The following is a 23,277-nucleotide window of genomic DNA, read 5'->3' as shown; positions in this document are numbered from 1 at the left end:
GTGCTCGGTGTCAACACCCCAACCATTAAGCTGGCGGGCATGGCTGAGTCCACCGGTGCCGAGACGGCTGACATGTATCCCTCGAGTATTTATGTCGCGTCACCGGAAGGCGACTCCGGCAAGTCCACGATTGCGTTGGGTGTGCTGCAGATGCTCGCCGCGACGACGGCCCGAGTCGGTGTGTTTCGGCCTATCGCCCGCTCGACGGACGAGCCGGATTACATTCTCGAATTGCTCGTCGAGCACACGACCGCCGATCTGAGTTACGAGCAGTCTCTCGGGGTCACTTACGAGCAGGTGCATTCCGATCAGGATGCGGCACTGAGCGAGATCGTCAGTCGGTATCACGAGGTGGCTGCGCAGTGCGACGCCGTGGTGATCGTGGGTAGCGATTACACCGATGTCGGCAGCCCGAGTGAACTCGGATTCAATGCGCGCATCGCGGTCAATCTCGGTGCCCCCGTGCTCCTCGCGCTGCGTGGCTCCGATCGAACCCCCGACGAGATCGCTCAGTTGGCGGCGCTGTGCCAGGCCGAACTGCGGCAGCATCACGCCCATCTCGCCGCGATCGTGGCGAACCGGTGCGATCCGGATCAGTTGGACGCTGTCACTGACGCATTGGCGTCGGTGGACGTTCCGGCGTGGAGCCTTCCGGAGATCCCGTTGCTCGTCGCTCCGACCATGGCGGAGTTGCTCGACGCGGTGGACGGCACGCTCTACAGCGGCGACTCGTCGTTGCTGCAGCGAGAAGCGATGCGGGTGATGGTCGGCGGTATGACGGCCGAGCACATTCTGGAGCGGCTCACCGAAGGTGTCGTCGTCATCGCGCCGGCAGACCGGTCCGACGTACTTCTCGCACTCGTCAATGCCCATGAGGCGGACGGCTTTCCGTCTCTCGCCGGCATCATCATGAACGGCGGCATCGAACCGCACCCGGCAATCGCACGACTGGTCGCCGGTCTCGGTCCGAGACTGCCGATTCTGACCACCGAGCTCGGAACCTTCGACACCGCATCGGCTGCGGCGCAGACCCGCGGCCGTGTTGCCGTCGGTTCTCAGCGCAAGGTCGACACCGCGCTGGGCCTGATGGAGCAGCGGGTGGACGCCAAAACCCTTCTGGGACGGCTCGATATCGCCATCCCGACCATCACGACGCCGCAGATGTTCGAATACCAGCTGATCCATCGAGCGCGTGCCGATCGCAAGCACATCGTGCTCCCCGAGGGCGGCGACGACCGGATTCTGCGGGCCGCCGGAAGGCTGTTGCAGCGCCAGGTCGCGGACCTCACGATCCTCGGCGAAGAAGGCCCGATTCGTCGTCGTGCATCGGAACTGGGAGTGGATCTGGATTCGGCGACCATCCTCGACCCCAAGAACTGCGACTACGCCGAGGAATTCGCGCAGGAGTACACGGAACTGCGCAAGCACAAGGGTATGACGATCGAGCGTGCCCGCGAGACCATGGCCGACATCTCCTATTTCGGAACCATGATGGTGCACAAGGGCATTGCCGATGGCATGGTGTCGGGAGCGGCGCACACGACCGCGCACACCATCAAGCCGTCGTTCGAGATCATCAAGACCACCGAGGGCGTGTCGACGGTATCGTCGATCTTCCTGATGTGTCTGTCCGATCGCGTACTGGCCTACGGCGACTGCGCCGTCGTGCCGGACCCGACGGCCGAGCAATTGGCCGACATCGCCATCTCCTCGGCGCAGACCTCGGCCCAGTTCGGTATCGAACCGCGAGTGGCGATGCTGTCGTACTCCACCGGCGAATCCGGCTCGGGAGCCGACGTCGACAAGGTGCGGCAAGCGACGGCGATCGTGCGCGAACGTAACCCGGAACTGTTGGTGGAGGGCCCCATTCAGTACGACGCGGCCATCGAACCGTCGGTCGCGAAATCGAAGCTGCCGGATTCCGACGTGGCAGGCCGCGCAACGGTGTTCATCTTCCCCGACCTCAACACCGGCAACAACACCTACAAGGCCGTTCAGCGCAGCGCCGGTGCCGTCGCTGTCGGGCCGGTACTGCAGGGCCTGCGCAAGCCCGTCAACGACCTCTCGCGTGGGGCACTGGTCGAGGACATCGTCAACACCGTCGCCATCACCGCCATTCAGGCGCAGGGTATCTCCCAGCAGGAGGCACAGGCGTGAGCATCCTCGTCGTCAACTCGGGTTCGTCCTCGGTCAAATTCCAACTGGTCGATCCCGATTCGGGCGAATCGCTGGCCAGTGGTCTCGTCGAGCGCATCGGTGAATCCGACGGGCGCGTCGAACTGGACTACCGCGGCGAGAGCGCCGAGCGAATCCAGCACATCGAGGACCACGGGGACGGGTTGGCTCTCGCGTTCGAGATGCTTGCCGACGCCGGCATCGAACTGGGGTCCGACGTCACCGCCGTCGGGCATCGCGTCGTGCACGGTGGCACGGTGTTCTATCGCCCCACGATCATCGACGACGCTGTCGTTCAGCAGATCTCGGATCTGAGCAGTCTTGCGCCGCTGCACAATCCGCCCAACGTCCTCGGTATCGAGGTGGCGCGGAAGCAACTGCCGAACGTGCCGCACGTTGCCGTGTTCGATACGGCGTTCTTCCATTCTCTGCCCGACGCTGCTGCGACGTACGCGATCGACGCCGCCGTCGCAGCCGAACACGACATCAGGCGCTACGGCTTTCACGGCACCTCGCACCGCTACGTGTCCGAGCAGGTTGCGCAGTTCCTGGAACGCGATCTCGGGGATCTCAAGCAGATCGTGCTGCATCTAGGCAACGGTGCGTCGGCATCGGCGGTCGACGGGGGCCGGGCGGTCGATACGTCGATGGGTCTGACCCCACTCGAAGGACTGGTGATGGGCACCCGCAGTGGGGATATCGACCCCGGCGTGATCATGCATCTGCGTCGTAGCGCTGGGATGAGTGTCGACGACATCGACACTCTCCTCAACCGCCGGTCGGGTCTGATCGGACTGTCCGGGGTCAACGACTTCCGGGAACTGCAGCAACGCATCGACGACGGCGACGCGTCGGCCCGGTTGGCCTACGACGTGTACATCCACCGGCTGCGTAAGTACATCGGCGCGTACATGATCGGGCTCGGGCGGCTCGACGTCATCACGTTCACCGCGGGAGTCGGCGAGAACGCTGCTGCCGTGCGCGCCGACGCGCTGGCGAACCTGGAACACTTCGGAATTCGGATCGACTCCGAACGTAATGCCGTGCGCAGCAAGTCGGCTCGCGTGATCTCCGCCGAATCCTCGGCCGTCACGGTGCTGGTGGTGCCGACGAACGAGGAGCTGGCGATCGCCCGGGCGACGGACGATCTGGTTCGCTCCTGACGTACCGCTAGAACAGCGAACGCGGACGGATCGCATTCGCCAGGTCCACCAACGAGAACCGGTGCGCGCGATCGGTCGCGCTGCGGGCCAGTGCCCGCAGACCCTTCTCGGTGCCGCGCCGCAAACCGTCCTCGGTGAACGGCACGCTGAGTATCGGTTCGCGTTCTGCCGTGGACGCGTGACCGGAGACGATCCAGTCCAGGGCCATCGCCAGGACCAACGTCCGCATCTGCAGTGCTCGGCTCTCCGCCTTGGGGAGCAGCGCCACTCGCCGTGCGGCAGAACGAAAGTCGGCCTCGGACAGCTCGGCGCGCGAGCGATCCATCAGCAAGGTCAGCACACTGGTCATGCGTGCCATCGAGTAGTGCCGCGAGCTGATCGGAACCTGGTCCAGTGCCGCGATGGCACCGGTCTGATCACCGCGGCGCTGCAGCTGCCGGGCCAGACCGAACGCCGAGCTGACGATGCCCCTGTTGGTGCGCCACACGGCGCGGTACAGGCCCTCGGCCCTGGCCCGCCACTTCTCGGCGTCCTCGTCGTTGCCGAGCGCGACATGCCCCAACAATTCCGACGTGGCACCGAGCGCCAGTTTGGGCGCGAGCTCGCCGGGCATCGCTCCGAGCACGTTGTCGAAACTCGTGAACGCAGAATCGTATTCGTGGTGCAGCAAGGCGATCAATCCGGCGTACCACTGCACCCGCCACGGATCGGCGGCGTGATCCTCGGATTGCACCTTCGACAGGATGTCGGTGGCCTCCACGACGTGGCCCAGATCGAGGTGCGCCTTGACCTCCGCGAGGGTGATCTCCAGGCTCGCTCCCGCGGGCGCGGAACCGGTGGCACCCGTCGTGCCGGCCGACACCCGCTCGATGCCGTTCCGCTTGGCGTGCTGGAGCGAGTCCAGAGTCTGCTGAGCTTCGACGTGCACGGCGGCGGCCAGCAGGGGAGCGCTCGGATCGTTGGGATCGACCAGGGGAACCGGCAGTGCGGCAACCACTTCGGCTGCCGTCATGCGCTCGTGGCGTACCTTGCCGTCGACGTAGGTATCGGTACGACCCACCGACTGCTCCGTGCCGAATGTCGTACGCGGCGGGCTGAACACCGCGGACAGGCCGGGCCGCTCGACGCCCGTCCGGATGGCCAGGATCTCGCGCAGCACGCCGGTTGCCTGCCCCGCGAATTCGTCGGCGGACCGGAACCGCCGAGTCGGGTCTGCGTTGGTGGCTCGAAGCAGCAGGCGATGCAGCGACGGGAACTGCTGCAGCACGTCCGATTCTGCGACCGAGGGCAGGCCGTCGAGGTACTTGCCGTTCTTCGACGGCATGTCCAGCGTCAGCACCGCGAGGGTGCGGCCGACGGTGTAGATGTCCGACGCCACTGTCGGCCCGGTCTTCACGATCTCCGGTGCCTGGTACCCCACCGTGCCGTACAGGTAGCCGTAATCCTCGATGCCCGCGACCGCGCCGAGGTCGATCAGCTTGATCTGGTCCTCGGAGACCATGATGTTCTCGGGCTTGAGATCGTTGTAGACCAGCCCGATCGAATGCAGATAACCCAGTGCCGGAAGCACTTCGAGAACGTAGGCGAGCGCCTGCTCGACCGGCATGCGGGCGTCGTCGCCGCACGCAGTCAGGATGTCGCGCAGCGAACGACCACCCACGTACTCCATGACGATGAAGCCGACGGAGGTGCCGTCGCCGCGGGGTTGTTCGACGAAGTTGTAGATCTTGACGACGCCGGGATGCGCTACCTCGGCCAGGAATTGACGCTCGGCAACCGCGACCGCATGGGCTTCCTCGTCGCCGAAATGCAGTAGGCCTTTGAGCACCACCCAGCGGTCGCTGACGTTACGGTCGATGGCCAGGTAGATCCACCCCAGACCGCCGTGCGCGATGCAGCCCTGAACGTCGTACTGGCCCACCACCCGATCACCCGGCTCGAGCAGCGGCGTGAAATCGAAGGTGGTGCCGCAGTGCGGGCACACGCCCACCGAGATGTCGGGCTCGCCCGGTTCGCTGCGCCCGACCTTGGCGTTGCACTTCCAGCAGAACCGTTTGTGCTGCGGCACCGTGGGATCCGACATCACCGCGGTCGCCGGATCGATCGGCTCCACCCGCGGAACCTCCACCAGGCCGCCGCCCAGACGACGCCGAATACCGGTGCTGCGGGAACGACCGGACCGAGATCGACCGGTTCTGGCCCGAGTGGATGCACTCTGCGACATGCTGGATCTGACGGCTGCGGATTTGGCAACCGGAGATTTCGAGTTGCCGTCGCCTACCGGCGAATTCGGCCCCGGAGTCGGTGCGGTTCGATCGTCGATCGGCGACCGGGACACCGCTTGCGTGCGTTCGACGCCGTCCGTCGGCGTGGCTTCCGGCCGCGAGACCGCCTGCGTGCGTTCGACGCCGTCCGTCGATGTGAGTTGATCCCGTGACACCGCCTGCGTGCGTTGCGCGGGAGCGGTGGGTTGCTGTTCGTCCTCGTCCATGACGTGCGCCTCTAATCGCTGTACGACGCGGTGGGTGGACCGGGGGAGGGGCCGAGCACCGTCAGCCATTTGTTGTAGATGCGGTTCCAGGTGCCGTCGGACCTGATGCGTGCCAACGTTCCGTTGACGAAGCGCACGAGATCCTCGTTCTTCTTGTTGATGCCCACGCCGTACGGTTCCGGGCTCAGACTGTCGCCGACGATCTCGAGGTACGGGTCCTGTGCGGCCAGTCCGGCCAGGATGGCGTCGTCGGTGCTGATGGCGTCGACCTGTCGTTGTTGCAATACCACCAGGCAATCCGACCACATGGGCACCGTCACCACGGTTGCCGCCGGTTGCACCCGCTGCAGGCGACGCAGCGACGTGGTGCCCTCCACCGCGCACACCCGCTTGCCCGCCAGATCCCCGACCCCACGGATACCCGAGCCCTGCACCACCAGAACTCGGTGCTGCGCTTGGAAGTACACGGTGGAGAACTGGACGTCCTTACGCCGGGCGCACGTGATCGTCATGGTTTTCACCACGATGTCCACCGTCGAGTCCTGCAAAGCTTCGAGGCGCTGTGCGGACGTCAGAATTCGGAAGTCCAACCGGTTCGGGTCTCCGAACAGGTCGCGTGAGATCTCCCGAGCGATGTCGACGTCGAACCCGACCAGCTGCCCGGTCATGGGGTCGCGAAAGCTGAAAAGGTTACTGCCCGTGTCGAGGCCGACGACGAGGCGACCCTTGGCGCGGAGTGCATCGATGGTCGGCTGCGGAGGCAGTGGCACGTCGGTGCCGGTCGGTAGCGGCCGCAGACTGGCCGTGGGGCGGGCGCACTCGTCGTCCGCCGGTGTTTCGGTGGGCCGAGCTGCGACGGCGGCACCGTCGGGTAGAGGGGGTTCGGTGAACGTCGTATCGGTCTGTGCCGCAATTCTTTCCGGCGGTGAGCACCCGACGAGCAGGGCAGTCGCGACGAGGCCGGCGGCGAGCAGACGTTTCACAGGTACTCACGCAACCTCGGGAACAGGCCGACACCGAACGCCACCGACGCCACGACCGTCAGCACGTACGCGCCGTTCGACAAACCCGACAGGACCCAGACCGATCGGTCGATGTTGGAGCGCAGTTCGCTTCTTGCACTGTCGATCCCGTCGACCAGCACACTGTCGAGAGCATTGAACGCGGCCGCCGAATCCGAATCACCCGATCCGGTCGCTATCGACACCGCACCGTTGAAGTCGCCCACCTCGAGCGCCGAATCGATCCGCGCATGCGAGGCCGACCAGTTGTTCAGGGCCTCGGTCACCTCGGGGTCGCCCTCGAACATGTCCGCGAGCCGAGAGACGTTGCCGGCGAACGACTGTCCGTAATCCTGACTGCCACCGCGGCGGGCCAGGTCGAGTGTCTCGTCCGCCCTGGCCTGCTGGGCCAGAATGAAACCCGTCGTGTAGGACTTCAGCGGTGCCACCCCGCGGTCGATAGCGCGGTCGGTGGCGATCGACGAGATCAATCCCACCACCAACATCCACCCGAGCAAGCCGGCCAGCGCGGCCGTGGCACCGAGAAAACCGACATTCAGTGTCCGACGCGTCGTCCGGGACAGGTACCACTGAGCGAGACCGGTCATCAGCAACAGGAACACCACCGACCCGATCGCGAAGTACGGGGGACTGGTGAACCTCTCCTGATCGGCCGAGACGCGGGAGGCCTGCTCGGTGTACAACTTCTCGGCCAGCGGCAACAGGCTGGACTGCATCATCGTCGACGCCTCGCCGAGATATGCCGCACCCACCGGGTTCCCGCTGCGATTGTTCGCTCGCGCTGTCTCGACCAGCCCGCTGTACACCGGCAACCCGGTAGCGATCTGCGTCAGCACCGCGCTGGTGGCCTCGTCCTTGTCGGTGACCCCGGCGGACGCGGCGATCAATTCCGACGACGCCTCACCCAATGCCTGCGAGTACCGGTCACGTACTTCGGGTTGCTCGAGCCCACCGGCGATGAAGGCCGACGCGGCCGCCGCGTCGGCCACCGACAGGGCACCGTAGAGATTCTGAGCCGAGTTGGCGAACGGCTCGGTGCGCACCAGCAGTGTCCCGAGAGTGTCGACTCGATCGGTCACCGCCGTGGACGCGAGATTTCCGACGGTCAGCGCCAAGACGACCAGCGCGGTACCCATCGCGACCAACCGCGCAGGCGTCGAACGCATCGTGTATCGAACCGGTGGCTTGCCTGCAGCGGCACCGACGTGGGGTGCCGTTGTCGGGGGGACGGCAGCAGAGGGAGTAATGCCGGCCGCGATCACGCATCGAGCATATAAGCAGGCGGACCGCACTGCAGCCACTACAGCACAGTCACTACGACGAGGCGGTTCACCTAGGGTGGGGAGCATGCGCGGTGACGGGGACGGTTGGGTGATCGGTGAGAACGGTTCTCGGCACTGGGGCAAGCACGGTGCCGCCGGTCTGCTGCTCCGTGCGCCCTCCGATGCGGGCGAACCGATGGTGTTGCTGCAGCACCGCGCGTTGTGGAGTCATCAGGGCGGAACGTGGGCCCTGCCGGGCGGGGCTCGCGATTCGCACGAGAGCACCGAGCACGCGGCGGTCCGCGAGGCGCACGAGGAAGCCGGTATCTCGGCCGAACAGTTGAGCGTGCGCAGCGAGCGTGTCACCGCCGCAGTCCCGAGCGGTTGGTCGTACACCACGGTCATCGCCGACACCGATCACCCGCTGGCCACCGTCCCGAACGGCGAGAGCACGGAACTGCGGTGGGTGCCGGAGTCCATCGTCGGCGAGCTGCCACTGCATCCGGGTTTCGCGTCGAGCTGGCCGTCGCTGCGTACCGAGCCGCTGCGCGTGCTGCTCGACACCGCCAACGTCCTCGGCTCCCGGCCCGACGGCTGGTGGAAGGACCGCGCCGGCTCGACCGGCGCACTGTTGACGTCGCTGGCCGCGACACTGCCGCGCACGGTGGAACTACCCAGCGGCCAGTACGGCTGGCTCACCCGCATCGAGGCCGTGCTCGAGGGGCAAGCGCGCGACGCCGTTGTCGACGATCCGCGCATCCCGGTGATCCTCGCGGACGGCACCGGCGACGACACCCTCACCGATCAGGCCCACCGATCGACAGACCTGACCGCACTGGTCACCGCCGACCGCGGACTCCAGAATCGACTGCCCGGCGCGGTGCACGTGCTCTCGCCGTCTGCCGTGCTCGCCTGGCTGTGACGTCAGTTCTGTAGAGCTTGTACCAGCGCGCGTGCGGCTGCCTGCGGATCGCGTGCTTCGGTGATCGCCCGAACGACCACGATGCGCTCGGCTCCCGCCGCTCGAACCTGATCCACATTGGTCGCGTCGACGCCGCCGATGGCGAACCACGGCCGCTCCGGCAACGCATCCGCGGTAGCCCGCAGAGTTTCCAGGCCGGCGGCCGAGCGGTTGGGCTTGGTGGGCGTCGGCCACACCGGCCCGACGGCGAAGTAGTCGACGCCGTCCTCGATCGCGGCGAGCGAGGACTGCGCGCGGTTCTGCGTCGAGCGTCCGATCACCACATCCGGGCCGAGGATCTGGCGCGCGTAGTGCACGGGCAGGTCGCCCTGGCCCAGATGCAGGACATCGGCACCGGACGCCAGCGCCAGATCCGCGCGGTCGTTGACGGCCAGCAAGGCGCCGTGGCGCTTGGTGGCCGCGAGCAGAATCGCCAGCGCAGCGAGCTCGTCCTTGGCCTCGAGCGGCCCGAACTGGCGCTCACCGGCGGAGTTCTTGTCGCGCAGCTGGATGATGTCGACGCCACCGGACAACGCGGCCTCGGCGAACTGCGCGAGATCGCCCTTGTCGCGTCGGGCATCGGTACACAGGTAGAGGCGAGCGGACGCAAGACGCTCGCGAGGAGTCTGGTTGCGGACGGTCTGAGTTGGGTGCACGAAACGAACTGTATTCTCATGGCAGCCGCGACCGACGACGGAGTGGCCGACATATCGCGGGAGTCCCGGGGATCGTGGGGCTGAGAGTGGGTTCGCCGCCCTTACCGTCAATACCTGAACCCGATCATGCGGGCGCAGGGAGTGAGGACGTGAATCGCGTGCATATCGTCGTTATCGGCGGAGGCGTCATCGGGCTGTCGACGGCACTACGACTGGCGGAGGACGGCCATCGGGTGGTGGTGCACGATCCTGCGCTGGGTCGAGGCGCGTCGTGGGTCGCCGGGGGCATGCTGGCCCCGCTGTCCGAGGGGTGGCCCGGTGAACACGAACTCCTACGGCTCGGTGCCGCGTCGCTCGGGCGGTGGCCGGACTTCGCCGGACGCCTTCCCGGCCCGTCGGTGTTCTCGGCCACCGGATCGATGACCGTCGCCCTCGACTCCGCCGACGCCACCGACCTGCGCACGATCGCCGAATGGGTGGGCGAGCAGGGACACGAGCTCGAGATTCTCGGCCGCGCGCAGGTGCGTGAACTCGAACCTGCATTGGCGCAGAACATTCGGCTCGCGTTGTTGGCACCGACCGAGCTGTCCGTCGACAATCGGGCCCTGGTTACCGCGCTCGAGCAGGGATGTCTCGACGCCGGAGTGGAGTTCGTGGCAACCTCGGTCGACGCAATTCCCGACGCCGATCAGGTGGTCCTGGCCGCCGGTTCGCGCTGCGCCGCACTGTGGCCGACACTGCCCGTCCGGCCGGTGAAAGGCGAGATCCTGCGGCTGCGTCGCCGACCCAGCGCCGCACCGCCACCGCACCGCACCATCCGCGGAACCGTGCACGGCCGACCCGTGTACCTGGTGCCACGCGGCGACGGATTGGTCGTCGGCGCAACACAATACGAATCCGGTGAGGACACCCAGGTCACCGTGGCGGGGGTACGAGACCTGATCGCCGACGCCGAACGACTCATGCCGAGTATCGGCGAGTACGAACTGTACGAAACCGCTGCAGGTTTACGGCCGATGAGCCCCGACGGACTGCCGATGATCGGCAGACTCGCCGACAACGTGATCGTCGCTACCGGGCACGGCCGCAACGGCATTCTGCTCGCGCCGATCACCGCCGACGCCGTCGCCGCGCTGATATCGGGCGACACGCTGCCCGAGGCGAAAGCCGCCACACCCGAACGCTTCTCACAGATCGAAAGGACACCATGACCCAGGTTGCCATCGGGATCACCGTCAACGGCGAGGATCACCTGCTCACCGAGGACATGACCATGCGTCGGCTGCTCGAATTTCTGGGCCTGCCCGAGAAAGGTATAGCCGTCGCCGTCGACGGTGCCGTGCTGCCCAAGAGCCAATGGGACACCACCGACGTCCAAAAGGGTTGGACCATCGACGTTCTCACGGCGGTTCAGGGTGGCTAGCGCACTCACCATCGCCGATCGCACCTTCACGTCCCGGCTCATCACCGGCACCGGGGGAGCGGCCAACCTCGCCGTCCTCGAGGAAGCCCTCGTCGCGTCGGGAACCGAACTGACCACCGTCGCGATGCGCCGCGTCGACGCCGCGGGTGGAACGGGAGTGCTCGATCTGCTGCGGCGGTTGAACATCGCCCCGCTGCCGAACACCGCGGGGTGTCGGGGAGCAGCCGAGGCCGTGCTCACCGCGCAGCTCGGCCGCGAGGCGCTCGAGACCGACTGGGTGAAACTCGAAGTGATCGCCGACGAGCGAACCCTGCTGCCCGACGCCATCGAATTGGTCAAGGCCGCAGAGCAACTCGTCGACGACGGTTTCCAGGTGCTGCCGTACACCACCGACGACCCGGTACTGGCCAAGCGTCTCGAAGACATCGGCTGCGTTGCCGTCATGCCGCTCGGCTCACCCATCGGCACCGGCCTCGGCATCGCCAATCCGCACAACATCGAGATGATCGTCGAGGCCGCAGGGGTACCGGTGATCCTCGACGCGGGCATTGGCACCGCCAGCGACGCCACCCTCGCGATGGAACTCGGCTGCGACGCAGTGCTGCTCGCCACCGCGGTGACCCGCGCGAAGGACCCGGCGCTGATGGCGTCGGCGATGAGACATGCGGTGGCGGCGGGTTACCAGGCCCGACATGCAGGCCGCATCCCGAAACGATTCTGGGCGCAGGCAAGCTCGCCGATGTAGCGGCTGCGTCGGCGGCGCGGCCCTTTGTGTGGTGCTGCGTATTTCGCAAACGCGAGCGCGTTTGCGAAACGCGCGCAGAATAGTGGCGAAAACAAGGGCGAATCCCCGCGCATCTGGCAAACGCGCGCGCATTTGCGGCTGCGCTCAGGCGACCGCGTGACGCATCCAGGCCTCGGCTGTCTCAGGGTCTGTGTCATCCAAAAGGATGATGCAAGTCGCGACTGTGGGGCGATGTGGACACGTCGTCGATCGGGGACAGTTGTCCCATGATCGAAGTGACAGGACTGACCAAGCAGTACGGAGCGGTGACGGCGGTCGACAACCTCACCTTCACCATCAAACCCGGCATCGTGACCGGCTTTCTCGGACCGAACGGTGCGGGCAAGTCCACCACGATGCGAATGATTCTCGGGCTCGACCGCCCCACCTCGGGGACGGCGACCATCGAGGGCAAGAGCTACAGCCACCTGAAGCAGCCACTGCGTACCGTCGGCGCTCTGCTCGACGCCAAGTGGGTGCACCCCAACCGATCTGCGCGTGCGCACCTGGAATGGATGGCCGCGTCCAACGGCATCCCCAAGTCCCGCGTCGACGAGGTGCTGCGGCTGGTGGGCCTGTCCGAGGTAGCGAAGAAGAATGCGGGCGGATTCTCGCTCGGCATGTCGCAGCGGCTCGGTCTCGCCGGCGCTCTTCTCGGTGACCCCAAGGTGTTGTTGTTCGACGAGCCGGTCAACGGACTCGATCCCGAGGGCATCGTCTGGATCCGAAAGTTCATGCAGCGCTTGGCAGCCGAGGGCCGCACGGTCCTGGTGTCGAGCCACCTGCTCTCGGAGATGGCGCAGACGGCCGAACACCTCATCGTCATCGGACGCGGCAAGCTGATCTCGGATTCCTCGGTGCAGGAATTCATCGACCATGCCTCCGAGGCCTCGGTACGCGTGCGCAGCCCACAACTCGACGGCCTACGTCAGGTGCTGACCACCGCCGGCCTCACGGTGCGTGAGCCGGACAAGTCCGACGAACTGCAGCCCTCGCTCGTCGTGCTGAACTCCACCACCGACGCGATCGGCGACCTCGCCGGCCGGGCCGGAATCACATTGCACGAGTTGGCCTCTCAGCGCGGCTCGCTCGAGGAAGCATTCATGAAACTCACCGGAGACACAGTGCAATATCACGGCTCGGGAGCCGAAGACCAGAACACTCAGCAAGCAATGGGCGGTGCACTCTGATGGGCGTCTTGGCAGCAGAAAGAATCAAGTTCACCTCGACCAAGTCGCCGTGGTGGTGCAGCGCGATCGTGGTGGTCTTCGGCCTCGGGTTCGGAGCCATCCTGGGTTGGGCCGCAAAGACCGCCGTCGGCCCGGATGCGCCGGAAGGTCTGCCACCGACCACCGCATACGACGTCGTCGGCAGCGGCGTCGGCGGACTCGGCATCATGGTGCTGATGATCCTCGGTGCACTCACCGTCACCAGCGAATACCGCTTCGGCCTGATCCGAACCACGTTCCAGGCGATCACCAACCGGGCCTCGGTGCTCGGTGCGAAGGCACTGATCGTCGGCGTGTACGGGGCAGTGCTGTCGTTGGTTCTCGCCTTCGGCGCGTTGTTCCTGGCCAAATCCATCGCCGGTGAGGAAGCCGGCGCATTGCTGAGCTTCGACGTCGACGGCACCTGGCGCGTCGTCTACGGCACCGCAATTCTGGCGTTCGTGCAGATCGTTCTGGCCGTTGCCGTGGGTGCGCTGATTCGCCAGTCCGCCGGTGCCATCGCCGTGTTGTTGTTGTGGCCGTTGCTCATCGAGAACCTCGTCGGGATCATCCCGAAGGTCGGCGAGAAGATTCAGCCGTTCCTGCCGTTCAAGAACGCCGACCATTTCCTCGGCGGATCCGCGGGAACGGACTTCCACTGGGGACCCGTCGGCAGCCTGATCTACTTCGTCGTCTTCACCGCGGTGATCTTCGGAGTGGCAGTGTTCGTCGTCAATCGCCGGGACGCCTGACACCTGCCTGGGTAGGGTGTCCGCTATGCGGATTTCCTTGCTTGCAGGTAGCGCCGTCACTGTCCTGATTCTGGCCGGTTGCTCGTCCTCCTCCGGTACGGGGGACGAGGAACCGGCCAGAGTTTTCGCGACACCCGACGGGGCCGGACTGTCGGAAGCGGTCACCGAGGATGCCCTCGTCGGGCACCTGCAGGAATTAGAGGACATCGCCGCCGCGCACGACGGTAACCGCGCGGCCGGGACTGCCGGGTACGACGCGAGTGTCGATTACGTTGTCTCCCAACTGGAATCGGCCGGATTCGACGTCACCACTCCCGAATTCGATTTCGACACCTTCGAGGCGCAGACGCAAACCCTGTCGCTCGCGGGCACCGAGATTCCGGTGTTCGCGCTCAGCTACTCGCCCACCACGTCCGCCGAGGGGATCACCGCACGCGTCGTCGGCGCTCCCGCCGGGGCAGACGGGTGCGAGGCAGCCGATTACGCCGGTCTCGACCTGACGGGAGCGGTGGCAGTCGTGCCGCGAGGGGTGTGCCCGTTCGGTGCGAAGCAGACCGTCGCCGCCGAATTGGGTGCGGCAGCAGCGATCATCGTCAACAACGAACCCGGACCACTGGATTCGGGAACGCTCGGTGATTCCGAGACCGCGAAGATTCCGACCGGCGGTGTCAGCCAGGAGGACGGGGCAGCGGTCCTCGCGGCCCCCGAGGTCACGTTGACTCTCGTCACGACGACCGAGTCGACCACGAGCCGCAACATCATCGCGCAGACCACCACCGGCTCGACCGAGAACGTGGTGGTCGCGGGCGCCCACCTCGACAGCGTCCCCGAGGGCCCGGGCATCAACGACAACGGCACCGGCACCGCCGCCGTGCTCGAGACTGCTCTGCAGATGGGCAGTGCACCCGAGGTGACCAACGCGGTCCGGTTCGCATTCTGGGGTGCCGAGGAGAACGGGCTCGTCGGTTCGACCAAGTACGTCGAGGGCCTGTCCGACGAGGACAAGCGAAACATCGCGCTGTACTTGAACTTCGACATGATCGGCTCGCACAACCCCGGCTACCTCGCCTACGACGGCGACGACTCCGACCAGGTCGGTGAGCCCGCGGGACCGGCGGGATCCGACGCCATCGAGCGCACGTTCGTCGAGCATTTGGCGGCCGACGGTATCGCCGTCGACGGTACGGATTTCGACGGTCGATCCGACTACGGGCCGTTCATCGAGGTCGGCATCCCCGCAGGCGGTGTCTTCAGCGGCGCGGACGAGAACAAGACCGCCGAGCAGGCCGCGAAGTGGGGTGGCACGGCCGATCAGACGTTCGACGAGAATTACCACACCGATCAGGACACCCTGGCGAACGTCGACCGCGCGGCGCTGGCGAGGAACGGTGCCGCCGTGGCGTACGGCATCGGTGTCTACGCGCAGTCGGTGGAAGGCCCCAACGGAGTACTTGTCGGGGCTGCGCGCGAGGCCGCACGCGCCGAAGGGTAGGGGAAGTATGTGTAACCGTGAGTTACGCTCGATGCTGTGAACGCAGTCGTCTCCTCGGTGGTGGAGTGGGTCCGCACCACCAACCGAGCGCCCACCGTCGTCGGGGCGGTTCGGCGTGTGCGTCGCGCATTACCCGGTGACCCCACGTTCGGTGATCCGCTGTCGATCGACGGTCCGGGACGCGCACTGGCCGTCGCGCGGGTGGCGGATCGGTTCCTGGCAGCGAACGGACTCGACGACGAACCGGGTGCCTCCCGCGAACTCGGCCTCGGTGCCCTGCAGGTGTGGCAGGCCATCCTCGAGCGAGCCGGTCGGGGCCGCGGCGACGAGGACGTCACGATCGTCTTCACAGATCTCGTCGGGTTCTCGTCGTGGTCGCTGCGCGCGGGCGATACCGCCACATTGACGTTGCTCCGCAAAGTCTCCAAAGCCGTCGAACCCGAGGTCGTGTTCCGCGGTGGCCACGTCGTGAAAAGACTGGGCGACGGCATCATGGCCGTGTTCGCCGATGCGGGCAAAGCCGTCGACGCCGTGTTCGCGGCGCGCGAGGCCCTCACCAGTGTGAACGTCGACGGCTACACCCCGACGATGCGAGTCGGAATCCACACCGGAAGCCCGCGTCAGGTCGGTTCCGACTGGCTCGGTGTCGACGTCACCGTCGCAGCGCGGGTCATGCAGACCGGCGGAAACGGCAACATCATGATCTCGGCCGCCGCACTCGACGCCGTGTCACCGGAGGTGCTCGACGCGTTGCACGTGGTCGCCAAGCCTTATCGGCGCAGCTTCTTCGCTCCGAAGATCAAGGGCGCACCCGACGACCTACGCATTCTCCGACTCGTGCAGTCGCCACAGCGGTGACACCGGGCCGTGGCCCGCACCGAGGTCGTAGGACGCGGCCAGGCAACGGGTGACCCATTCCTTGCCGAACGCCACCGCGTCGGGCATCGAGTATCCGTGGGCCAGCGCCGACGCGATCGAGGCCGCGAGGGTGTCGCCGCCGCCGTGATCGTTGCCGGTGTCGATGCGTTCGCTGGTGAATTCGAGGAAGGTGTCGCCGTCGAACAGTAGATCGGTGCTGTGGGTCGAGGTGCGGAGGTGACCGCCCTTGACCAGGGCCCATTGCGCGCCCAATCCGTGCAGCGCCTCGGCGGCGCGACGCGCGCCGGCGTCGTCGACGACATCGATGCCGGTGATCAACCGAACCTCGTCGAGGTTGGGAGTCACCAGCGAGGCGATGGGAAACAGCGTGTGCCGGATGGCGTCGAGCGCCTCGGCGTGCAGTAGGGGGTCACCGTGCATGGACGCGCACACCGGGTCGACGACGAGCGGAACCGGGTGGTCGCGGCCGATACCCACCTCGGTGCACACGGCCGTGACGGCCTCGATGATCGCGGTGGACGCCAGCATCCCGGTCTTCGCTGCGCCGACGCCGATGTCCGATACCACCGAGCGAACCTGAGCCGCGACGATCTCCGGCGGGATCTCGTGGAAGCCCGTGACGCCGACGGTGTTCTGGACCGTCACCGCCGCGACGGCAACACATGCGTGCACGCCCAACATGGCCATCGTGCGACTGTCCGCCTGAATTCCGGCACCGCCGCCGGAGTCGGTTCCGGCGATCGTCAGCGCGCGGACGGGAGTCTCGCCGTTGGGCGTGAGCGGTAGGAACTTCACGAGAGACGACAGTACCGGCGGGCCGCGATCGGCAGGGTCTCGGCAGGCGAGACGCCGGAGGTGAATGTTGGTGAAAACATGGTGACACTTTGAATGTTGTTGTATCACAACGGCGCACGGGGACACTTATGAGCTGTACCAGCATCCGGTTCGGGATCGATGGACAAACCTACGCATCCGAAGGTTTGTTGGTAGAAAAGGTGACAGACCCACCTCGCGCATGTTTAATAGTGGTGCACGTCACATACCGTCTCGGTTCCGAAGTTCCTCCACCACTCCACACCCAGCAAAGGAGGCGTCCATGCTTGCGAGTTCTCCCAGTGCTGATGTCTCGATCAACAAAGACCAGAATCGCTTCGAGCTTCGACTGAACGGCGACCTCGTCGGCATCGTCGGATTCTTCGAAGTCGAAGGAAACGGAGCCCGTGCGACACGCACGCATGTCGTCTCATTCATGCACACCGTCGTCACCGAGGACTTCGGTCATCAAGGCTTGGCCGGCATTCTGGTTCGCCGCGCCCTCGACAGCGCGCGGTCTTACGGCTGGAAGGTCAAGCCGGTCTGCACCTACGTCCAGCGCTTCGCGGCAGCCAACCCCGAGTACAACGACATGCTCGTCGCTCTCTGAGTACTCGCACTGCCCGGCCGGTCACACCAGGGCTGGTTACGTAAAGGACTCGACTCGGCGTCGATCGGTGCACTTTCCCCGCGACACTCGAGCAACTCTGGTCTCATAAGTGACATGAGTCACATCATTCACCGTCGCTCCGACGCGGCGATTCCGGTCGAGCGCCCCTCGGTCCGCATCGAGGACAACGCCGATCACAACAGATTCGATCTGTTCGTCGACGACGATCTCGTCGGCATCCTCGGCTATCGGTTCGGCGATGGCGACGATGCAGCCGGCGACGAATCGGTTGTCGCCCTGATGCACACGGTCGTCAAAGAGGAATACGGCGACCGCGGCTGGGCAGGAGTGCTCGTGCGCGCATCGCTGAACACCGCGCGCGACCGCGACTGGCGCATCGTGCCGATCTGCACCTACGTCCGTCGCTACCTGGCGCAGCACCCGGAGTTCTTGGACCTGGTGGTCGAATAGAGAGCACTGCTCTTGCCTGGAGTGTGTCGAGGGTGAATACTGCTCCCTGTAGAGAGCGCCGCTCTCGAAAGGTTGGGTACTCCCGATGCGTGCAGCTCTGTATGTCTTCGTCGGCCTCATGTTCGGCCTCTACCCCGTATTGCGCCCCTACTCGGACGAGATGAGCAGTGCAGGAGCGGACGCCTTCGCATCCTCGAGTTGGGTGACGGCCCATACCTTCGCGATGCTCGGCTTCATCGCACTCGGACTGGTTGTGCTCTACGGCGGTCGACGGTCCGATCCGGCAGTGGTCACTACCTGGATCGGCGTCGGACTGCTTCTGCCGTACTACGGTGCGGAGACGTTCGCGCTGCACGCGCTGGGCATCGACGCCGCCGCGAACTCGAACCCCGGGCTGCTAGACCTTGTCGATCCGATTCGCTACTCGATCGTGCAAACGGTCATGTTCGGCCTCGGACTGGTGTCGATCGCCGTCGGGCTGGTGATGTTCGCTCTACGGAACCGCTATGCGATGGTGCTGGCCGCCGGATTCGTGTTGTATCTCCCGCAGTTCTACACCCCACCGGCCGTGCGGATCGCCCACGGAATCTTGATTGTCGTGGGAGCGATCATCGCTGCGCGAGCGGTGGCCGGCAGTTCGGTCCGCCCTACTCAGCCGATCTCCACGATCACCGGAGCATGATCGCTGGCACCCTTGCCCTTGCGCTCCTCGCGATCGATCGATGCGCCGGTCACGCGAGCCGTCAGAGCAGGTGAGGTCAACGCCATGTCGATGCGCAGACCTTGCTTCTTCGGAAATCTCAGCTGGGTGTAGTCCCAGTACGTGAACGTCCTGGGCTCGGGAGTGAACTGCCGCGTCACCTCGGTGAAACCGGCCTCGGAGAATGCCGCGAAGGCATCACGCTCCGGCTGCGAGGTGTGAGTCTTGCCCTCGAACAGGGCGGGATCCCACACGTCGTCGTCGGTGGGAGCGATGTTCCAGTCGCCGACGAGCGCGATCTGCGCCTGCGGGTCCGCCGCCACCCACGCCTGCGCGTCGGCCTTCAGGGCCGCGAGCCACTCGAGCTTGTAGGTGTAGTGCGGGTCGGCAAGCTCGCGGCCGTTCGGCACGTACAGGCTCCAGATACGCACCCCGTTGCAGGTCGCTCCGATGGCGCGGGCCTCGTCTGCGGCCTCGACCTCGGGATCCTTGCTGAACCCGGGCTGATCCTCGAAGCCGACCTGCACATCGTCCAAGCCGACGCGCGACGCGATCGCCACGCCGTTCCACTGACTGAGCCCGACGTGGGCAACCTCGTAGCCGATCTCGGTGAACCGCTCGTACGGAAACTGTGCGTCCTTGCACTTGGTTTCCTGCATCGCCAGCACGTCGACGTCGGATCGCTGCAACCAATCGACGATTCGATCCTGCCGAGAGCGGACGGAGTTCACATTCCAGGTAGCAAAGCGCACGGGAAGGAACCCTATAGAACGCGTCCGACAGGCTCGCGGCCGATCGCGTCGTCCGGGCGCGCGTAGCGATAGCGGTGATGCTCGCCGAACCCCAGATCGCGGTACAGCGACTGGGCATCGGTGTTGTCGACGGCCACCTGAAGGTATGCGTGCGTGGCGCCGTTCTCGCGTCCCCACCGCACCAACTCACCGCACATCAGCGTGCCGAGACCGTTGCGGCGATGCTCGGGGGACACCCAGAGCGAGGTCAAGCCCACCCACGACCGACCGTCCGGGGCCGCGGTGACGGCCGCTCGGCCCACTGCGATCGATCCGACTCCTGCGTTCCCGATCGCGCCGAAACCGAGAGTTCCGTTGCGCACCGCCGAGACCACCTCGGCAGCACCCGTCGACGCTTCTCTGCCTTGGTAGCGCAGAGAACTCAACCAGTCGGCGGTCGGTTCGGGAGTGACGGCGACAGCCGAATCACCTTCGCGTAGAACCAGATTCGAGATGTCCGCCGCCATGACGACGGTCTCGTTGAACGTCGACCAGCCGGCCGGTGCGGTCGCGAGACGGTCGGGGAGGGCGAGGATCGGCGACAGTCCTCGTGCGTCGTAGCGGGCGGAGATCGCGGCCACCGTCTCGGAATCTGCTGCTGCGCCGGGCTCGAGAGGCACGGCCGAATTGGCGCGCCCGGTGAAGCCGTGCCCGAATCGCAACTGCCAGCCGGTGATCCACTCCTGTTCGACACCCGGCCACCCATCGGCCGCGGCCGCCTCGAGAGCCCGAATCTCCGAGGTGCGAACAGGTTTGGGGCCCAACGGCTTCAAGGCCACTATGCGATCGGCGGCCACCTGGACCAGAGCGCCGTCCTTGGCGCGGACCGACACCGCGACCGCGTCGGCCGACACCAATTCCCCGATGACGTCCGTCATCGGATGGGTGTGGCCGGGTGGCAGTCGGTACCGCAGCATCACCCGCGTCCCCGGCGGAACGGTCACGGCAGCGATCAGTCCTCGTCCTCGTCGTCGTGGCCGAAGGGGTCGTCGACGGTGCCCGGCACCCAGCTGAGGCCGGGGACGCCCCACCCGGAGCGCTTGATCGCCTTCTTCGCCGCTCGCGCGTGGCGACCGATGAGCACATCGGTGTAGAGGAAGCCGTCGAGGTGACCCACCTCGTGCTGCAACATCCGGGCGAAGAACCCGCGGCCCTCGATGTCCACCGGATCGCCGTTGGCGTCGGTACCGGTCACTCGCGCCCAGTCGGCCCGACCGGTGGGGTACTGCTCACCGGGGACCGAGAGGCACCCCTCGTCGTCATCGTCGGGGTCGGGCATCGTCTCGGGAATCTCGGACGTCTCGAGCACCGGGTTGACGACCTCTCCGCGGCGGCGGAACACCTTGCCGTCCGCGCCCTGGTCGGGGCAGTCGTAGATGAACAGACGCTTACCGACGCCCACCTGGTTCGCGGCCAGTCCGACGCCGTTGGCAGCCGCCAACGTCTCGTACATGTCGGCGATCAGCTCGGCGAGCTCGGCCGGCGACTCGGTGACGGGATCGGTCGCAGTGTGGAGCACCGGATCGCCGACGATCCGGATGGGAAGAATTGCCATGGTCGACAAGGATAGTGGGTGACGCCCGGCCTACCCACCGGCCCGTCGAGAGCGGAGCCGGTGGACGAGTGTCGCACCGGCGGTTCGGTCGTCGACGAACACGCCACGCGCGAGTACCTCGCGGGAGCCGGGTCCGGGCGGTCGAACGTGGTTGAATGATCCCCGAAGTACAACTGTGTAATTCGCTCGAAGTTCGGTCGGTACTCGTACGGGTGCCGGCAGCACTGGGGGAAGCAGATTTCCCCGGGGTCGGTTGTCGCACGGGCCCAGGGGAGTCGAGAAGTCGAGGAGTGGGATGGACGGCGCAGCAGCGCGTGACTCGAACCAGTCTCAGCAACCGGGATCGGACGGCTCTCAGGATCCGAACGAAGTCGGTGCGGACGGCTTGAGCCGACGAGAGCACGACATCCTGTCCTTCGAGCGCCAGTGGTGGAAGTACGCCGGGGCCAAGGAAGAGGCGATCAAGGAACTCTTCTCCATGTCGGCAACCCGCTACTACCAGATCCTCAACGCGTTGGTGGATCGTCCCGAAGCCCTTGCTGCAGACCCGATGCTGGTCAAGCGACTGCGCCGCTTGCGTGCGAGCAGGCAGAAGGCCCGTGCTGCACGTCGGCTGGGTTTCGACGTCTGAGCTTCGGCGTCCGAGCTTCCGCCGAGCGGTGCCGGGCTCCGTCCAAAAGGTCTCGGTCGACGGTCGGCTAGGGTCGAGTACGTGAGCAGCCCCAACCCGGAACAGACCGGGCCACCCCTCCGTGCCCTGGCCATGGTGCTGATCTCGCTCGCGATCCTGTTCGCAGCGATCGGTGCCCTGTCTCTGACCGGCTCCGATTCCGAGGATGCGGCAGCAGAACCGCCCGCTGCCGCGACGACGACGGCAGCTGCTCCGGTGGCCCAAGCTCCCGGTACTCAAGCTCCCGCCGCGCAGGCTCCTGCCGCGTCGTCGACCACGTCCGCCGCAGCAACCACCTCTCGCGCCGCCGCCGACGTCGAGGTGCGCGTGCTCAACAACTCCAACGTCTCCGGGCTCGCCGCCGGAACTGCGAGCACACTCACCGCCGAGGGCTGGACGGTCGCCGAGACCGGCAACTTCAGCGAAGCCCAGTTCGCCCAGACCGCGGTGTACTACGGCACAGACACCGGTGAGCAGCAGGCAGCGCAGACGATCGCCACCCAACTCGGCATTCCGGCCGAGCCCAAGCCCAGTTCACTCGAATCCACCGCGGGTGTCGTCGTCATCGTGACGCAGTAACTCGCCGGCATGACAACCTGTCCGGTTCGGCCGAATCGGTCGGCACGTTATGATTTTGCAAGCCCTTCACCCTGCCCGAAAGAGGAGCACTCTTCGATGGACCTGTTCAAGCGACGCACTGCTGCGACCCGCTCTTTGCGTTACGTGGCCCCGGTCCTCGCGATCGCCGCTCTCGGGCTCTCTGCCTGCAGCAACGGCGAGGTCGCGTCCGACACACCCGGCACGGTGCCGCCGGTGTGGACCGGTGAAGCAGACCCGTCCGCGGCCGCAGTCGCCGGTGACGGTCGGGCAGAGAGTGGCTCGGAAGGCAGCTCCGAGAACATGATCGAAGGCGTGCTCCGCAACGCGTCCGGTGCCGAGGTGGGCACCGTGTCGTTCGCGTCGGAGGGCGAGAAGCTCACCGTCACGGCCGAGGTCGAGAACATGACGCCGGGCTTCCACGGCTTCCACGTCCACACCGTCGGTGCCTGCGAGCCCAACTCCGTAGCGCCGACCGGCGGCGAGCCGGGCAACTTCCTCTCTGCGGGTGGTCACCTGCAGGTCGACGGACGCACCGAACACCCCTCCAGCGGCGACCTGTCGTCGATCCAGGTGGGCGAGGACGGCACGGGCCGCCTGGTCACCACCACCGATGCGATCACGCTGGACGACCTGCGCGCCGGTGGTGCCGGAACGTCGGTCATCGTGCACGAGGGTGCCGACAACTTCGCCAACATCCCGCCGCGGTACACGTTGCCCGACGGTGCTGCGGTACCCGACATGGCGACCCTGATGACCGGTGATGCCGGTGCTCGGGCGGCGTGCGCGGTACTGAAGTAGT

General features: G+C 66.2%; 24 protein-coding genes. 16 read left to right on the top strand and 8 right to left on the bottom strand.

What is annotated here, in order from left to right; translation table 11 throughout:
• Positions 1–39: 39 nt before the first annotated feature.
• Positions 40–2,157 (top strand): phosphate acetyltransferase, encoded by a 2,118-nt coding sequence (gene pta, locus CH278_RS21620; RefSeq protein WP_179274497.1) that lies wholly within the window; start codon positions 40–42, stop codon positions 2,155–2,157.
• Positions 2,154–3,338 carry an acetate kinase gene (locus CH278_RS21615; protein ID WP_094622787.1) on the top strand — a complete coding sequence of 395 codons (1,185 nt, stop codon included), beginning with the start codon at positions 2,154–2,156 and terminating at the stop codon, positions 3,336–3,338. The genes pta and CH278_RS21615 overlap by 4 nt, the downstream gene beginning before the upstream one ends.
• 7 nt (positions 3,339–3,345) lie before the next feature.
• On the opposite strand, the gene CH278_RS21610 is transcribed toward CH278_RS21615, so the two are convergent.
• The 3 genes from CH278_RS21610 to CH278_RS21600 are packed head-to-tail and all read right to left on the bottom strand — an operon-like array spanning position 3,346 to position 8,113.
• Positions 3,346–5,829 (bottom strand): serine/threonine-protein kinase, encoded by a 2,484-nt coding sequence (locus CH278_RS21610; protein WP_094622786.1) that lies wholly within the window; start codon positions 5,827–5,829, stop codon positions 3,346–3,348.
• 11 nt (positions 5,830–5,840) lie between these two features.
• Positions 5,841–6,812 carry a glutamate ABC transporter substrate-binding protein gene (locus tag CH278_RS21605; protein WP_032391270.1) on the bottom strand — a complete coding sequence of 324 codons (972 nt, stop codon included), beginning with the start codon at positions 6,810–6,812 and terminating at the stop codon, positions 5,841–5,843.
• Positions 6,809–8,113, bottom strand: coding sequence for a hypothetical protein (locus CH278_RS21600; protein ID WP_032365121.1), 1,305 nt, complete (start codon positions 8,111–8,113; stop codon positions 6,809–6,811). The genes CH278_RS21605 and CH278_RS21600 overlap by 4 nt, the downstream gene beginning before the upstream one ends.
• A gap of 85 nt (positions 8,114–8,198) precedes the next feature.
• Between CH278_RS21600 and CH278_RS21595 the strand changes: the two genes are divergently transcribed.
• Entirely contained in the window at positions 8,199–9,035 is an 837-nt protein-coding gene (locus CH278_RS21595; protein WP_027498489.1) for an NUDIX hydrolase, read from the top strand.
• Positions 9,036–9,037: 2 nt separating this feature from the next.
• Here the strand turns inward: CH278_RS21595 and thiE are convergent, their stop codons facing one another.
• On the bottom strand, positions 9,038–9,730 hold the full coding sequence (thiE, locus tag CH278_RS21590; RefSeq protein WP_027498488.1) for a thiamine phosphate synthase: 693 nt from the start codon (positions 9,728–9,730) through the stop codon (positions 9,038–9,040).
• A 158-nt stretch (positions 9,731–9,888) separates the two neighbouring features.
• Here thiE and thiO point away from each other — a divergent pair, with 158 nt between their 5' ends.
• From thiO to CH278_RS21555, 7 genes are all read left to right on the top strand, one after another.
• The gene (gene thiO, locus CH278_RS21585) at positions 9,889–10,941 is read left to right on the top strand and encodes a glycine oxidase ThiO (protein ID WP_081371280.1); all 1,053 of its coding nucleotides are present in this window, start codon (positions 9,889–9,891) and stop codon (positions 10,939–10,941) included.
• A complete protein-coding gene (gene thiS / locus CH278_RS21580; protein ID WP_032369838.1) occupies positions 10,938–11,153 on the top strand; it encodes a sulfur carrier protein ThiS in 216 nt (71 codons plus the stop codon). The genes thiO and thiS overlap by 4 nt, the downstream gene beginning before the upstream one ends.
• The gene (locus tag CH278_RS21575) at positions 11,146–11,898 is read left to right on the top strand and encodes a thiazole synthase (RefSeq protein ID WP_027498485.1); all 753 of its coding nucleotides are present in this window, start codon (positions 11,146–11,148) and stop codon (positions 11,896–11,898) included. Before thiS ends, CH278_RS21575 begins: the two co-directional genes overlap by 8 nt.
• A gap of 266 nt (positions 11,899–12,164) precedes the next feature.
• Entirely contained in the window at positions 12,165–13,127 is a 963-nt protein-coding gene (locus tag CH278_RS21570) for an ABC transporter ATP-binding protein (protein ID WP_027498484.1), read from the top strand.
• On the top strand, positions 13,127–13,897 hold the full coding sequence (locus CH278_RS21565) for an ABC transporter permease (RefSeq protein ID WP_027498483.1): 771 nt from the start codon (positions 13,127–13,129) through the stop codon (positions 13,895–13,897). The genes CH278_RS21570 and CH278_RS21565 overlap by 1 nt, the downstream gene beginning before the upstream one ends.
• A gap of 25 nt (positions 13,898–13,922) precedes the next feature.
• Positions 13,923–15,389 carry a M20/M25/M40 family metallo-hydrolase gene (locus CH278_RS21560; RefSeq protein ID WP_094622942.1) on the top strand — a complete coding sequence of 489 codons (1,467 nt, stop codon included), beginning with the start codon at positions 13,923–13,925 and terminating at the stop codon, positions 15,387–15,389.
• A 36-nt stretch (positions 15,390–15,425) separates the two neighbouring features.
• Positions 15,426–16,247 (top strand): adenylate/guanylate cyclase domain-containing protein, encoded by an 822-nt coding sequence (locus CH278_RS21555; protein ID WP_027498481.1) that lies wholly within the window; start codon positions 15,426–15,428, stop codon positions 16,245–16,247.
• Here CH278_RS21555 and thiD read toward each other — a convergent pair.
• Positions 16,209–17,063, bottom strand: a complete 855-nt coding sequence (thiD, locus tag CH278_RS21550; protein WP_032374726.1) for a bifunctional hydroxymethylpyrimidine kinase/phosphomethylpyrimidine kinase — start codon at positions 17,061–17,063, stop codon at positions 16,209–16,211. The two genes, CH278_RS21555 and thiD, sit on opposite strands and share 39 nt — an antisense overlap.
• A 301-nt stretch (positions 17,064–17,364) precedes the next feature.
• Here thiD and CH278_RS21545 point away from each other — a divergent pair, with 301 nt between their 5' ends.
• The 3 genes from CH278_RS21545 to CH278_RS21535 all read left to right on the top strand — a co-directional run bounded on the left by CH278_RS21545 (position 17,365) and on the right by CH278_RS21535 (position 18,844).
• On the top strand, positions 17,365–17,691 hold the full coding sequence (locus CH278_RS21545) for a GNAT family N-acetyltransferase (RefSeq protein ID WP_027498479.1): 327 nt from the start codon (positions 17,365–17,367) through the stop codon (positions 17,689–17,691).
• A 114-nt stretch (positions 17,692–17,805) separates the two neighbouring features.
• Positions 17,806–18,162, top strand: coding sequence for a GNAT family N-acetyltransferase (locus tag CH278_RS21540; protein WP_045840626.1), 357 nt, complete (start codon positions 17,806–17,808; stop codon positions 18,160–18,162).
• 85 nt (positions 18,163–18,247) lie between these two features.
• A complete protein-coding gene (locus CH278_RS21535; protein WP_032406518.1) occupies positions 18,248–18,844 on the top strand; it encodes a hypothetical protein in 597 nt (198 codons plus the stop codon).
• Here CH278_RS21535 and CH278_RS21530 read toward each other — a convergent pair.
• From CH278_RS21530 to CH278_RS21520, 3 genes are read right to left on the bottom strand one after another with little or no spacing between them, the layout of a single operon-like run.
• Positions 18,814–19,614 carry an exodeoxyribonuclease III gene (locus tag CH278_RS21530; RefSeq protein WP_094622785.1) on the bottom strand — a complete coding sequence of 267 codons (801 nt, stop codon included), beginning with the start codon at positions 19,612–19,614 and terminating at the stop codon, positions 18,814–18,816. The two genes, CH278_RS21535 and CH278_RS21530, sit on opposite strands and share 31 nt — an antisense overlap.
• A gap of 11 nt (positions 19,615–19,625) precedes the next feature.
• Positions 19,626–20,597 carry an N-acetylglutamate synthase, CG3035 family gene (locus CH278_RS21525; RefSeq protein ID WP_441344197.1) on the bottom strand — a complete coding sequence of 324 codons (972 nt, stop codon included), beginning with the start codon at positions 20,595–20,597 and terminating at the stop codon, positions 19,626–19,628.
• Positions 20,598–20,605: 8 nt separating this feature from the next.
• Positions 20,606–21,208 carry a peptide deformylase gene (locus tag CH278_RS21520; protein ID WP_027498476.1) on the bottom strand — a complete coding sequence of 201 codons (603 nt, stop codon included), beginning with the start codon at positions 21,206–21,208 and terminating at the stop codon, positions 20,606–20,608.
• A gap of 295 nt (positions 21,209–21,503) precedes the next feature.
• On the opposite strand from CH278_RS21520, the gene CH278_RS21515 reads away from it, so the two are divergent.
• The 3 genes from CH278_RS21515 (at position 21,504) to sodC (ending at position 23,276) form a co-directional block, all read left to right on the top strand.
• Positions 21,504–21,839, top strand: coding sequence for a DUF3263 domain-containing protein (locus CH278_RS21515; protein WP_032389011.1), 336 nt, complete (start codon positions 21,504–21,506; stop codon positions 21,837–21,839).
• 81 nt (positions 21,840–21,920) lie between these two features.
• Positions 21,921–22,457 carry a LytR C-terminal domain-containing protein gene (locus CH278_RS21510; protein WP_179274498.1) on the top strand — a complete coding sequence of 179 codons (537 nt, stop codon included), beginning with the start codon at positions 21,921–21,923 and terminating at the stop codon, positions 22,455–22,457.
• A gap of 96 nt (positions 22,458–22,553) precedes the next feature.
• Positions 22,554–23,276, top strand: a complete 723-nt coding sequence (gene sodC / locus CH278_RS21505; protein WP_032365131.1) for a superoxide dismutase[Cu-Zn] — start codon at positions 22,554–22,556, stop codon at positions 23,274–23,276.
• Position 23,277: the final 1 nt, after the last annotated feature.

Source organism: Rhodococcus sp. 05-2254-5 (genome assembly GCF_002258575.1).
In the GTDB taxonomy this organism is placed as follows: Bacteria; Actinomycetota; Actinomycetes; order Mycobacteriales; family Mycobacteriaceae; genus Rhodococcoides; species Rhodococcoides fascians.
Note: the sequence above shows the minus strand (reverse complement) of the source record. Positions and strands in the feature narration are given on the sequence as shown.

What these genes read in the sequence shown, in the direction of transcription:
- pta (WP_179274497.1), top strand. Translation starts at nt 40, where the DNA reads ATGGCTGAGTCCACCGGTGCCGAGACGGCTGACATGTATCCCTCGAGT.
- CH278_RS21610 (WP_094622786.1), bottom strand. Translation starts at nt 5,829, where the DNA reads ATGGACGAGGACGAACAGCAACCCACCGCTCCCGCGCAACGCACGCAG.
- CH278_RS21595 (WP_027498489.1), top strand. Translation starts at nt 8,199, where the DNA reads ATGCGCGGTGACGGGGACGGTTGGGTGATCGGTGAGAACGGTTCTCGG.
- thiS (WP_032369838.1), top strand. Translation starts at nt 10,938, where the DNA reads ATGACCCAGGTTGCCATCGGGATCACCGTCAACGGCGAGGATCACCTG.
- CH278_RS21570 (WP_027498484.1), top strand. Translation starts at nt 12,165, where the DNA reads ATGATCGAAGTGACAGGACTGACCAAGCAGTACGGAGCGGTGACGGCG.
- CH278_RS21565 (WP_027498483.1), top strand. Translation starts at nt 13,127, where the DNA reads ATGGGCGTCTTGGCAGCAGAAAGAATCAAGTTCACCTCGACCAAGTCG.
- CH278_RS21560 (WP_094622942.1), top strand. Translation starts at nt 13,923, where the DNA reads ATGCGGATTTCCTTGCTTGCAGGTAGCGCCGTCACTGTCCTGATTCTG.
- CH278_RS21545 (WP_027498479.1), top strand. Translation starts at nt 17,365, where the DNA reads ATGCTTGCGAGTTCTCCCAGTGCTGATGTCTCGATCAACAAAGACCAG.
- CH278_RS21540 (WP_045840626.1), top strand. Translation starts at nt 17,806, where the DNA reads ATGAGTCACATCATTCACCGTCGCTCCGACGCGGCGATTCCGGTCGAG.
- CH278_RS21535 (WP_032406518.1), top strand. Translation starts at nt 18,248, where the DNA reads ATGCGTGCAGCTCTGTATGTCTTCGTCGGCCTCATGTTCGGCCTCTAC.
- CH278_RS21520 (WP_027498476.1), bottom strand. Translation starts at nt 21,208, where the DNA reads ATGGCAATTCTTCCCATCCGGATCGTCGGCGATCCGGTGCTCCACACT.
- CH278_RS21515 (WP_032389011.1), top strand. Translation starts at nt 21,504, where the DNA reads ATGGACGGCGCAGCAGCGCGTGACTCGAACCAGTCTCAGCAACCGGGA.
- sodC (WP_032365131.1), top strand. Translation starts at nt 22,554, where the DNA reads ATGGACCTGTTCAAGCGACGCACTGCTGCGACCCGCTCTTTGCGTTAC.